This is a genomic window from Burkholderia sp. AU32262 (genome assembly GCF_020419985.1).
Classification (GTDB): domain Bacteria; phylum Pseudomonadota; class Gammaproteobacteria; order Burkholderiales; family Burkholderiaceae; genus Burkholderia; species Burkholderia semiarida.
Genome location: NZ_JAIZRS010000017.1, coordinates 140715 through 152905, shown reverse-complemented (window position 1 = coordinate 152905; position 12191 = coordinate 140715). Strand labels below are relative to the sequence as shown.

At 72.3% G+C, this 12191-nt stretch carries 11 protein-coding genes and 1 pseudogene; 10 read left to right on the top strand and 2 right to left on the bottom strand.

The annotated features are described in order from the left end of the window. Nucleotides 1-93: 93 nt before the first annotated feature. Nucleotides 94-810 carry a 3-oxoacyl-ACP reductase FabG gene (fabG, locus tag LGN10_RS21345; RefSeq protein ID WP_059580749.1) on the bottom strand — a complete coding sequence of 239 codons (717 nt, stop codon included), beginning with the start codon at nt 808-810 and terminating at the stop codon, nt 94-96. A 123-nt stretch (nt 811-933) separates the two neighbouring features. Further along, entirely contained in the window at nt 934-1218 is a 285-nt protein-coding gene (locus LGN10_RS21340) for a phosphopantetheine-binding protein (RefSeq protein WP_081066508.1), read from the bottom strand. Between the two features lie 546 nt (nt 1219-1764). Here LGN10_RS21340 and LGN10_RS21335 point away from each other — a divergent pair. The 10 genes and pseudogenes from LGN10_RS21335 to LGN10_RS21290 all read left to right on the top strand — a co-directional run bounded on the left by LGN10_RS21335 (nt 1765) and on the right by LGN10_RS21290 (nt 12145). Then, nucleotides 1765-2418 (top strand): annotated as a pseudogene (locus LGN10_RS21335) (hypothetical protein). A gap of 59 nt (nt 2419-2477) precedes the next feature. Continuing rightward, entirely contained in the window at nt 2478-4253 is a 1776-nt protein-coding gene (locus tag LGN10_RS21330; RefSeq protein WP_226224949.1) for an acyl-CoA synthetase family protein, read from the top strand. Further along, nucleotides 4250-5227, top strand: a complete 978-nt coding sequence (locus tag LGN10_RS21325; RefSeq protein ID WP_226224948.1) for an acyl-CoA synthetase — start codon at nt 4250-4252, stop codon at nt 5225-5227. The genes LGN10_RS21330 and LGN10_RS21325 overlap by 4 nt, the downstream gene beginning before the upstream one ends. Next, nucleotides 5224-5868 (top strand): outer membrane lipoprotein carrier protein LolA, encoded by a 645-nt coding sequence (locus tag LGN10_RS21320; RefSeq protein ID WP_226224947.1) that lies wholly within the window; start codon nt 5224-5226, stop codon nt 5866-5868. Before LGN10_RS21325 ends, LGN10_RS21320 begins: the two co-directional genes overlap by 4 nt. Next, a complete protein-coding gene (locus LGN10_RS21315) occupies nt 5868-8336 on the top strand; it encodes an MMPL family transporter (protein WP_226224946.1) in 2469 nt (822 codons plus the stop codon). The genes LGN10_RS21320 and LGN10_RS21315 overlap by 1 nt, the downstream gene beginning before the upstream one ends. Continuing rightward, complete coding sequence (locus tag LGN10_RS21310) at nt 8333-9217, top strand: polysaccharide deacetylase family protein (RefSeq protein WP_226224944.1); 885 nt, start codon at nt 8333-8335, stop codon at nt 9215-9217. Before LGN10_RS21315 ends, LGN10_RS21310 begins: the two co-directional genes overlap by 4 nt. 63 nt (nt 9218-9280) lie before the next feature. Beyond that, nucleotides 9281-10492, top strand: a complete 1212-nt coding sequence (locus LGN10_RS21305; RefSeq protein WP_226224942.1) for a beta-ketoacyl-[acyl-carrier-protein] synthase family protein — start codon at nt 9281-9283, stop codon at nt 10490-10492. 8 nt (nt 10493-10500) lie between these two features. After that, nucleotides 10501-11319: a beta-ketoacyl synthase chain length factor gene (locus tag LGN10_RS21300; RefSeq protein ID WP_226224941.1), complete on the top strand. Its 819-nt coding sequence runs from the start codon at nt 10501-10503 to the stop codon at nt 11317-11319. Further along, a complete protein-coding gene (locus LGN10_RS21295) occupies nt 11316-11819 on the top strand; it encodes a hotdog family protein (RefSeq protein WP_059580724.1) in 504 nt (167 codons plus the stop codon). Before LGN10_RS21300 ends, LGN10_RS21295 begins: the two co-directional genes overlap by 4 nt. Further along, nucleotides 11816-12145 carry a hypothetical protein gene (locus LGN10_RS21290; protein ID WP_059580721.1) on the top strand — a complete coding sequence of 110 codons (330 nt, stop codon included), beginning with the start codon at nt 11816-11818 and terminating at the stop codon, nt 12143-12145. Before LGN10_RS21295 ends, LGN10_RS21290 begins: the two co-directional genes overlap by 4 nt. Nucleotides 12146-12191 lie beyond the last annotated feature (46 nt).

The following is a 12191-nucleotide window of genomic DNA, read 5'->3' as shown; positions in this document are numbered from 1 at the left end:
TCACTATGGGGGCGCAGGCCGAACGACGACGCGGCCCTGCACCGCGGTGCGTTACATCAGGCCAATGCGGTCAGGCCAACGCGACACGCCGCGTCATGCGAGCCCGCCGTTGACGGACAACACCTGCCCCGTCACATAGGCCGCGGCGTCGGATACCAGATACGCGACCATCGCCGCGACTTCGTCGGGCCGGCCCGCGCGCTGCGCGGGCACGAGCTGCCTGATGCGTTCGGCGGGAAACGCCTGTTCGGCCATCGGCGATGCGATGATCCCGGGCGCCACCGCATTCACGGTGATGCCGCGCGACGCGAGCTCCAGCGACAGCGACTTCGTCGCGCCGATCAGCCCCGCCTTCGCGGCCGCGTAGTTGGCCTGCCCGCGATTGCCGGTCACGCCGGCCACCGATGCGATGTTGACGATCCGTCCGTGCCGCGTGCGGATCATCGGCAGCAGCAGCGGCTGCGTGACGTTGAAAAAACCGTTGAGCGTCACGTCGATCACGCTGCGCCACTGCTGGCGCGACATGCCGGCCATCGGCGCGTCGTCGTGGATGCCCGCGTTGTTGACGAGGATCTGCACCGGTGCCTCGTCGATGAACGGCTTCAGCGCGGCAAGCGTCGCGTCGGCATCGGTCACGTCGAACGCGATCGCGTGCGCGGCGCCGCCGGCCGCGACGATCTGCTGCGCGACCGCCTGCGCGTGCGCGAGATGGCGGTTCGCATGCACCCACACTTCATGGCCGGCCTGCGCGAGCGCCGTGCAGATCGCCTGCCCGAGCGCGCCGCTGCCGCCCGTCACGAGCGCCCGCATCGAATGGCTCCGTTCATCGCGTTTTCACCTCGATCGACGCAGCCGCGCATCGTCCGCCGAGCGCCGCCGCGTGCCGTCTTCATCGTTGCGCCGCGCGCTGCGCTACGCCGCTGCGCGACACCGTCACTTCGTGCGATGCGCGGCGACGTACGCCGCCAGCGCGCCGAGCGTCGCAAAGATCTTTTGGTTGTCCGGATTGTCCGAGCGCAGCTCGAAGCCGTATTGCTTCGAAATCAGCAGCGCGATTTCCAGAATGTCGATGGAGTCGAGCCCGAAACCTTCGCCATACAGCGGCGTGTCGGCCGTCACTGTATCGAGCGAGACGTCTTCGAGATTCAGTTCGCCGATGATCAGCGTGGCGAGCTCTTGTTCCAGTGCGTTCATCATGCGTGCGTGCAGGCGGCCCATGGCAGCGGGAGGCGCCCGGAAACGGCAACCGTCGTGCACGCCCGGCGCGTGCGAATCTCCGTCCCTCCGGCCTCTGCCGGCTTCCCCGCCTGCGTCGTTTGGGGATCGTTTGTAAAAGTTACGCGGATTCTAGACGAAGGGTATCGGGCCGTATACCGCGAATGGTTACAAGACTGGCGAGCCGCCGCCGCAGCCCGTTTCGGCCACGAATGCACGAGACGCTTGAGCCGCTTTGGATGGAAATGCACCGACCCCGCGAAACCGTTCGTCCCGCGCCATACAATCGGTTACAAAAGCCGGTCGCGGCCGCCCCGAACGGGCGCTGCCGCGGCCCTAAAATGAGCGTGCCCGACCACCGGCCCGGACCCGCGTCCGGGCCGCCATTCATATGATGTTTGACGGCCCGACCGCGCGTCCGCCGACGATCCACCCGATGTCTCCAGTCATGCCGCGTCCGCTCTTGTGCCCCGTTCCGGTTCGCCCGCCCGTCCGCCGCCGCCATCCGGCCGCCGGCCGGTGCACACGCGGCGCGCGCGGAGGCCGCCGATGAGCCGGCTGCTGCCCGTCGTGCGCGGCATTGCGGCGGCCGGCGCCGTGGCCGCCTACCAGGTGGGCGCGCACTACGCGAGCGCGACACCCGGCGCGCACGGCTTCGGCCTCGCGATGGCGCTCGTGCCGCCGCTGCTGCTCGCGCTGGGCGTGGCACTGCGCTCGCCGCGGCGCGCATGGCTCGTGCCGGCATGACTGCTGGCCGCCGCCGCGCTGTGGGTCGCGCGCGCGCCGCTCGCGCGGCACTTCGAATGGGGCCTGTATCTGGAACACGCGAGCTTCAACGTGGCGATGGCGCTGCTGTTCGGCCGCACGCTCATGGCCGGCCAGGTGCCGCTGTGCACGCGCTTCGCGGCGATGATCCACGGCGCCGTCACGCCGGCCGTCGCGCGCTACACGCGGCGGATCACGCTCGCGTGGACGCTGTTCTTCGTCGCGACCGCCGCCGTGTCGACGCTGCTGTTCGCGACCGCGCCGATCGTCACGTGGTCGACGTTCGCGAACTACCTGTCGCTGCCGCTCGTCGCCGTGATGTTCGCCGCCGAGCATGCATGCCGGCGTTTCGCGCTGCCGCACGAGCCACGGCCGCGGATGGTCGACGCGGTGCGCGCGTATCGCGCGTCGACCCACGCATCGCAGGCCTCGCGATGAATTCATGACCGGCGTGGCTTCACGGCCGCGCCGGCCTTCGTTCCCGTCTTGACCGATTTATGCCGACTCACCCGCTGGTATTCCATGCCTCGCCCGACCAGACGATCGCCTGGCGCGACGGCTCGCCCGTCACCGTGCGCGCCTTCGTCGCCGACGTCGCGCGCGTGGCCGCCGCGCTGCCCGCCGGCGGCCACGTGTTCAACGTGTGCCGCGACCGCTATCGCTTCGCGGTCAGCCTGTGCGCGGCGCTCGTCGCCGGCAGGATCAGCCTGCTGCCGTCGACGCACACGCCGGAAATGGTCCGCCAGCTCGCGTCGTTCGCGCCCGACGCGTTCTGCCTGCACGATGCGCCCGACTGCGCGATCGACCTGCCGCGCTTCGCGTATCCCGACGCCGCGCCCGGCGAATGCACGGGCGATGCGCCGTTCGCCGTGCCGCAGATCGACGCGGCGCGGATCATGGCCTACGTGTTCACGTCCGGCTCGACCGGCGCGCCGGTGCCGCACCGCAAGACCTGGGGCTTCCTGGTCGGCTGCGTGCGCGCGGCGGCCGAGCGCCTCGGGCTGCTCGACGGCCCCGCGGCCACGCTGATCGGCACGGTGCCCGCGCAGCACATGTACGGCTTCGAGTCGACGGTGCTGCTCGCGCTGATCGGCGGCCTCGCGTTCAGCAATCGCCAGCCGTTCTACCCGGGCGACATTCGCGACGAGCTCGACGCGATCCCGCAGCCGCGCGTGCTCGTCACGTCGCCGATCCACCTGCGTGCGCTGCTGTCGGCCGGCCATGCGCTGCCGCGCGCGGCGCTGGTGCTGTCGGCCACCGCGCCGCTGTCGGAAAAGCTCGCGTGCGAAGCCGAGGCCGCGCTCGACGCGCCGCTCGTCGAGATCTACGGCAGCACCGAGACCGGCCAGATCGCGACCCGTCGCACGTCGCAAGGCGCGGCGTGGGACCCGTTCCCAGGTATCCGGCTCGACGCGCGCGACGCACGCGACGATTCGGCCGGCGACGACAGCGGGCCGACGGTCTGGGTATCGGGCGGGCACGTCGAGGCGCCCGTGCCGATGGGCGATGCGCTCGAGCTGCTCGGCGACGGCCGGTTCCTGCTGCACGGCCGCAAGGCCGACCTCGTCAACATCGCCGGCAAGCGCACGTCGCTCGCATATCTAAATCATCAGCTCAACGCGATCCCCCAAGTGGTCGACGGCGTGTTCTTCATGCCCGACGAAGCCGCGCCCGCGCGTGGCGACACGGCGCTCGAACCGGTCACGCGGCTCGTCGCGCTGGTCGTCGCGCCGACGCTCGCGGCCGCCGATCTGCAACGCGCGCTGCGCGAGCGAATCGACCCCGCGTTCATGCCGCGCCCGCTCGTGTTCGTCGATGCGCTGCCGCGCAACGAAACGGGCAAGCTGCCGCGCGACGTGCTGGCCGCGCTCGTCGCGCACCATGCGCGCGCCGCGGCCGCGACGGCCACGACGGTCGGTCCGCCGGCCGAGGGCGACCCGGCCGGCACGCCGTCGCCCTCGCTCGCGTTCACGATTGCCGCCGACCATCCCGCACTGCCCGGCCACTTTCCCGGCCATCCGGTCGTGCCGGGCGTCGTGCTGCTCGATCACGCGATCCATGCGATCGGCGCGGCGCTGAACCGTCCGCTGCACGCGTGGCGGCTCGGCGCCGCGAAATTCCTGAGCCCGGTCGCGCCCGGCGAACCGCTCGATCTCGCGTACGACGCCGCGGCCGGCGGCGCGATCCGCTTCACGGTGCGCGCCGGGTCGCGCGAGGTCGCGACCGGCGTGCTGTCCGCGCCACCGGCCGCGCGGGATGGCGCGCAGCCATGAAGCGCACCGCGTGGGCCGAGCGTCAGGAGCGCAGCAACGCGGGCTTGCTGCGCGCGATGACGTGGATCTCGCTGCGCTTCGGCCGGCGGCGCGCGCGCATCGTGCTGCACCTGATCGCGACGTATTTCGTGCTGTTCTCGCCGGCCGCGTGCGCGGCGTCGCGCGACTACCTGCGTCGCGTGCTCGGCCGCCCCGTGCGCTGGCGCGACGTGTACCGGCACGTGTTCACGTTCGCGGCGACGATCCACGATCGCGTGTACCTGATGAACGGGCGCTTCGACCTGTTCGACATCCGGCTGCACGGCGAAACGCTCGTCGACGCTGCGCTCGCGGGAGGACGCGGCGCGTTCCTGATGGGCGCGCACCTCGGCAGCTTCGAGGTCGTGCGCGCGATCGGCCGCACGCGCCCGGACCTGCGCGTGGTCGTCACGATGTACGAGCAGAACGCGCGCAAGATCAACGCGACGCTCGCGGCGGTGAACCCGGCCGCGCAGCCGGAAGTGATTCCGCTCGGGCAGGTCGACTCGATGCTGAAGGTGCGCGAGCACCTCGACGCGAACTGCATGGTCGGCATGCTCGCCGACCGCACGCTGCTCGACGACGCGGCCGCGTCGCTGCGGCGCCTGCCGCTGCTCGGCGCGCCGGCCGCGTTCCCGGTCGGCCCACTTTACATGGCCGCGATGCTCAAGCGCCCGGTGATCTTCATGACGGGCCTCTATCGCGATGGCAACCGCTACGACGTGCACTTCGAGACCCTTGCCGATTTCTCCGACGTGCGGCGCGACACGCGCGCGGCGGCGGTCGACGCGGCGCTCGCGCGCTACGTCGCGCTGCTCGACAGATACTGCCGCGCGGCGCCGTACAACTGGTTCAACTATTTCGATTTCTGGCAAGGCGGCGACGCCGCGCCCGCGCGCCGCGACGCGGTGCGCGCCGGCGCCGACCTGCCCGCCACGAGGGATTCCGACGCATGACCGCCGCTCGCCGCCGCCTGTTCCCGTTCTCGTTGCCGATGGCCGCGCGCATCGCCCGCGTGCTCGCCGCCAGCGCCGCCGCGATCGCGCTGGCCGTGCCTGCGTACGCGGCCGATGCCGGTTCGGCCTGGACTCTCGACCGGCTGATGTCGACGCTCGCGCAGCACAAGTCGGGCCGCGCGACCTTCACCGAGACGAAGCACCTGTCGATCGCCACGCAGCCGGTCGAATCGTCGGGTGAACTGGTGTTCGTCGCGCCCGATCATCTGGAAAAGCACACGCTGAGCCCGAAGCCCGAGCACCTCGTCGTCGACGGCGACATGCTCACCGTCGAGCGCAACGACCGCAAGTACACGCTCGCGCTCGCGCGCTATCCGGAGCTCGGCGCGTTCATCGACAGCATCCGCGCGACGCTCGCCGGCAACCGCTTCGCGCTCGAACGGGTGTACAAGGTCGCGCTGTCCGGGCGCGGCGACGACTGGACGATGACGCTCACGCCGCTCGACTCGCGGATGCTGAAGGTCGTCAGCACGATCACGCTCGACGGCACGCGCGACACGTTGCGCGGCGTCACGATCCGGCAGGCCGACGGCGATCGTTCGGTGATGCGCCTGCAACCCGCCGCGGCGAACGCGAACTGATGGACGATCGCATGCGCCCCTCCCCCGTCGCCCCCCGCGTGCCCGCATGGCGGCAGCGCGCGGTGCTCGTGTGGCTGCTCGCGCTCGTCGCGTGCGGCGTCGCGATCGGGCGCGCGCACTTCACGGCCGACCTGTCCGCGTTCCTGCCGAACGCGCCGAGCGCCGGGCAGCGCGTGCTCGTCGACCAGTTGCGCGACGGCATCGTGTCGCGCCTGATCCTCGTCGCGATCGACGGCGGCGATGCGGCCACGCGCGCCGCGCTGTCGCGGCGCGTCGCCGGCACGCTGCGCGCCGATCCGCGGTTCGCGGCCGTTCACAACGGCGAAGCCGCGAACGACGCGCGCGACCGGCAGTTCATCTTCGATCACCGCTATCTGCTGAGCCCGGCCGTCACGCCGCAGCGCTTCAGCGCCGACGGCCTGCACCAGGCGCTCGGCGACAGCCTCGACCTGCTGAGTTCGTCGGCCGGCCTCGTCGCGAAGGCGATGCTGCCGCGCGATCCGACCGGCGAAGTCGCCGCGCTCGTCGACGGCCTCGACGGCGCGGCCGAGCCCGCGAGCCGCGACGGCGTGTGGGCGTCGCGCGACGGCACGCGCGCGGTGCTGGTCGTGCAGACGGCCGCCGCCGGCTCCGATACCGACGCGCAGGCCCGCGCGATCGACGCCGTGCGCCGCGCGTTTGCGGCCGCGACGCGGGCCGTGCCGAACGCGAACGCGGCGACGCTCGCGATGACGGGCCCCGGCGTGTTCTCGGTCGATACGCGCGACACGATCCGGCACGACGTCGAACGGCTGTCGACGGCGAGCGTCGTGCTGATCGTCGCGCTGCTGCTCACGCTCTACCGTTCGCCGCGCACGCTCGCGCTCGGCTTGCTGCCGGTGCTGACGGGCGTCGCGGCCGGAGTCGCGGCAGTCAGCGCCGCGTTCGGCACGGTCCACGGGCTGACGCTCGGGTTCGGCACGACGCTGATCGGCGAAGCCGTCGACTATTCGATCTACCTGTTCGTGCAATCGGCATCGGTCGGCACGCGCGGCGCCGCGCACCCGGCCGACGCGACGCGCGCGTGGGTCGCCGCGTACTGGCCGACGATCCGGCTCGGCGTGCTGACGTCGGTGTGCGGGTTCGCGTCGATGCTGTTCTCCGGATTCCCGGGCCTCGTGCAACTCGGGCTCTATTCGATCGTCGGGCTGACGGCCGCCGCGCTCGTCACGCGCTTCGTGCTGCCGCACCTGCGCGGCGAGCATGTCGCGATTCGCGACGTATCGCGCGTCGGCGCCATGCTCGCGCGCGCGGCCGACGCCGCGCCGCGGCTGCGCTGGCCGCTCGCGGTACTCGTGGTTGCCGCGTGCGCGGCGCTCGCGCTGCATCGCGACGGCCTGTGGAGCCGCGAGCTCGCCGCGCTCAGCCCCGTGCCGGCACAGGCGCAGGCGCTCGACGCACGGCTGCGCGCCGACGTCGGCGCGCCCGACGTGCGCTACCTCGTCGTGATTGCCGCGCCGACCGAACAGGCCGCACTCGAACGCGCGGAAAAGGTGGCCGCGCAATTGCAGCCGCTCGTCGATCGCGGCACGCTCGGCGGTTTCGACAACCCCGCACGCTACCTGCCGAGCGACGCCGCGCAGCGCGCGCGCCAGGCGAGCCTGCCGGATGCGAACGTACTCGCCGAACGGATGCGCGTTGCCGTCGCGAACCAGCCGATCTCGGTGAAACCCGACCTGTTCGCGCCGTTCGTCGCCGACGTCGACGCCGCGCGTCGCGCGCCGCCGTTGACGCGCGCGGACCTGCGCGGCACGTCGATGGCGCTCGCCGTCGACGCGCTGCTGACCGAACGCGACGGCCGCTGGAGCGCGATGCTGCCGCTGCGTGCGCCGGACACCGCGCGCACCGCGCAGCCGGCGCCGAGCGTCGACGCCGCGCGGATTCGCGCCGCCGTCGCGCGCGCGGGCGTGCCCGATGCGCTGTTCGTCGACATGAAGGCCGAAGCCGATCGGCTGTACGTGAGCTACGTGCACGAAGACATCCGGCTGTCGCTCGCGGGATTCGCCGTGATCGCCGTGCTGCTGCTGATCGCGCTGCGCTCGCCCCGGCTCGCCGCGCGCGCCCTCGCCCCGCTCGTTGCGGCCGTGCTGGTCGTGACGGCCGGTTTCGCGCTCGCCGGCGTGCAACTGACGATCCTGCACCTCGTCGGGATGCTGCTGATCGTCGCGGTCGGCTCGAACTACGCGCTATTCTTCTGCCGGCGCGGCGACGCGCAGCCCGTCACGCCGTACACGCTGGTGTCGCTGCTGATCGCGAACCTCGCGACGGTCGCCGGCTTCGGGCTGCTCGCGCTGTCGCGCGTGCCGCTGCTCGAAACCTTCGGGCTGACCGTCGGCCCCGGCGCGATGCTCGCGCTCGCGTTCGCGGCGATTCTCGCGCCGCGCGCCGCGACGGCGGTCGGCAATCACGAGCAACGAGGCCGCGCATGAACGTGCCGCCTTTCATCCCCCCGCGCGATACCGGCGACGCACGCCGCTGGAAGCCGACGCCGCTGATCGCGGGCGCCGCCGCGCTGCACGCGGGCGCGGCCGCCGCCGTGATCGCACAACCGGCCGCGTGGCCGTGGGCCGTCGGCGGCGTGGTCGCGTCGCATCTCGCGCTAACCGCGGCCGGCCTGTGGCCGCGCAGCACGCTGCTCGGCCCGAACTGGACGCGCCTGCCGGCCGGCGCGGGCCGCCGCATCGCGCTGACGATCGACGACGGCCCGGACCCGGACGTCACGCCGCGCGTGCTCGACCTGCTCGACCGTTACGACGCGCGCGCGACGTTCTTCTGCATCGGCGATCTCGCACGCCGTCATCCGCGGTGGATCGAGGCGATCGTCGCGCGTGGCCATGCGGTGGAGAACCACAGCCAGCGGCACCGCCATACGTTTTCGCTATCGGGGCCGGCTGCGCTGCGGCGCGAAATCGCCGCCGCGCAGCAGACGCTGACCGACGTCGCCGGCACGCGCCCGCTGTTCTTTCGCGCGCCGGCCGGCCTGCGCAATCCGTTTCTCGAACCCGTGCTGTGCGAATTCGGCCTGCAACTCGCGAGCTGGACGCGGCGCGGCTTCGACACGCGTGCGCGCGACGCCGCGACCGTCACGCGCCGCCTGCTGCACGGGCTCGATGCGCGCGACATCCTGCTCGTGCACGACGGCCACGCGGCACGCGATGCGCGCGGCGAACCGGTCGTGCTCGACGTGCTGCCCGCGGTGCTGCGCGCAGCCGCCAACGCGCAACTGCACTGGACCACCTTGCGCGCGGCGCTCGCGCCCGAACCGCCCGGCGAGCCGGGCGTTCCGGCACCCCCGTTTGATAAGATCTGACCTCGAACGGCGCGCGTGCCAGCCCTGCGGCAGCGCCCGTTCCGGCCACCGGATGCGACCCTCGTGAACCCTCTCCTGCTCTCGCACTTCACCGCCACCAGCTGCATCGGCCGCGGCCTCGACGCGACCCTCGATGCACTGCGCCACGCCCGCGGCGGGCTCGTGCCGTGCAACTTCGAGCGTGCGGATCTCGACACGTGGATCGGCGCGGTGGACGGCGTCGATGCGCGGCCCGTACGCGCCGATCTCGCCGACTTCGAGTGCCGCAACAACCGCCTCGCGCAACTCGGCCTGACGCAGGACGGCTTCGATGCGCGCGTCGCGGCGGCGGTCGCGCGCTACGGCGCCGCACGCGTGGGCGTGTTCGTCGGCACGAGCACGGCCGGCATCCTCGAAACCGAACGCGCGTACCGGCGCCGCGACCCGACGAGCGGCGCGCTGCCGGCCGACTTCCGCTATGCGCACACGCACAACCCGTATTCGCCGGCCGCGTTCGTGCGCGCGTATTTCGCGCTGCGCGGGCCGGCGATGGCGATCTCGTCCGCGTGCTCGTCGGGCGCGAAGGTGTTCGGCTCCGCGCGCCGCATGATCGAGGCCGGGCTGATCGACGCGGCCGTCGTCGGCGGCGTCGATTCGCTGTGCCTGACCACGCTGTACGGCTTCAATTCGCTGGAACTGCTGTCGCGCCAGCCGTGCCGGCCGTTCGACGTCGCGCGCGACGGCATCTCGATCGGCGAGGCCGCCGCGTTCGCGCTCGTCGAACGCGCCCCGGCCGCGCCCGTCGCGCTCGACGGCGACGCGATCCTGCTGCTCGGCATCGGCGAATCGAGCGACGCGCACCATATGTCGTCGCCGCATCCGGAAGGGCTCGGCGCGCGCGCCGCGATCGAACAGGCGCTCGCGTCCGCCGGCCTCGGCGCGCACGATATCGATTACGTGAACCTGCACGGCACCGCGACGCCAAGCAACGACGCAGCGGAAAGCCGCGCGGTCGGCGCGCTGTTCGCGCGCACGCCGTGCAGCTCGACGAAGGGCGCGACCGGCCACACGCTCGGCGCGGCCGGCGCGCTGGAAGCGATCGTCGCCGCGCTCGCGCTGCGAGAGCAATTCGTGCCGGCCGGCGTCAACACGACGCAGCCCGACCCGGCGCTCGTCGCCGATTACGTGCTCGCGAGCCGCGACACGCGCGTGCGCGCCGTCCTCTCCAATTCGTTCGGCTTCGGCGGCACGAACTGCAGCCTGATCCTCGGCCGCGCCGATCACGACCGCCGTTGAGGCCTGCCATGACGCTCACCGCCTTCATCGAAAGCATCGGCCTCGTCGGCCCGGGATTGAACGGCTGGCCGCACGCGGCCGACGTGCTCGCGGGCCGTGCGTCCTACGTGCCTGCCCGCACCGAGCTGCCGCCGCCCGCCGGCCTGCCGTCGGCCGAGCGGCGTCGCACGGGCCCCGTCGTGCGCGCCGCGCTCGCGGTCGGCCACGAAGCGGTGGCCGCGAGCGGCCGCGACGCCGCGACGCTCGCGACTGTGTTCAGCGCATCCGGCGGCGACGGCCAGAACTGCCACGCGATCTGCGAAACGCTGGCCGGCGACGATCGCCAGTTGTCGCCGACCCGCTTCCACAACTCGGTGCACAACGCGCCGGCCGGCTACTGGAGCATCGCGACCCGCGCGATGGCGACGTCGAACGTGCTGTGCGCGCACGACGGCAGCTTTGCCGCCGGCTTGCTCGAAAGCCTGTGCCAGATCGTCGTCGATCGCGTGCCGAGCCTGCTGATCGCGTACGACACCGACTATCCGGAACCGCTGCGCGCGGTGCGGCCGATCGGCGACGCGTTCGGCGTCGCGCTCGTGTTGGCGCCGGAAGCCAGCGAGCGCGCGCTCGCCCGTATCGACGTCCAACTCACCGACGCATCCGCGACGGCGCTCGCGCACGCCGGGCTCGACGCACTGCGCAACGGCAATCCGGCCGCGCGCGTGCTGCCGTTGCTCGGGGCGCTCGCCACGCAACGTACGACGCGCGTCGTGCTCGACTATCTGGACGACACGCGCCTTCAGGTCGACGTCGCGATGCCCGGGACCTTCGCGGAGCGCGCGCGATGAACGCAAACGCCGCACCGGCCCCGCCGCTCGACCACGCGTGGATTGCCGCGCACATTCCGCACGCCGGCGCGATGTGCGTGCTCGATTCGGTCGATGCGTGGGATGCCGAACGCATCCGCTGCACCGCGACGAGCCACCGCGATCCGCGCAACCCGCTGCGCGCGTACGGGCGGCTCGCGTCGGTCTGCGGCATCGAATACGCGGCGCAGGCGATGGCCGTGCACGGCGCGCTGCTCGGTGCGCACGATGCACGCCCGCGCGCCGGCTATCTCGCGAGCGTGCGCAACGTCGACGCGTTCGTCGACCGGCTCGACATCTTCGCGCAGCCGCTCACCGTGGACGCGCAACGCGTGAGCGGCGACGGCCGCTCGGTGCTATACGGCTTCGCGCTGCGCTGCGGCGAGCGCGTGCTGCTGTCCGGCCGCGCTGCGGTGATGCTCGACGCATCGGCCGCCGGCGCGTTTCAACCGGCGCCTGCCGGCAACCCGAAACCTCGATGACGAGGCCCACCTCAAGGAACCCGGTCGTGAAAGTTCGTCAGTTCATTGGCGCCGCGCTCGTTCTGGCGCTGCTCAGCCCGCTCGCCCACGCGGACCTGTCGGAAGTGAAGCAGGACATCAAGCGCGATTCGAAGGAAGCCGCGCACAAGACCGGCGAAGCGGCGCGCAGCTTCGGCCACGCGACCGCGAGCGCCGCGAAGGCGGTCGGGCACGGCGTCGCCCATGCGTCGCGCGAAGGCTGGGAAGCCACCAAGCGCACGACGAAGCGGATCTTCCACAAGAACGACTCGGGCGAATCGGCCGGGAAGGGCGAAAGGAACGACTGATCCCGCGCCCACGCGTCGCGGACGGCATGCGCGCGGGACGTGACCG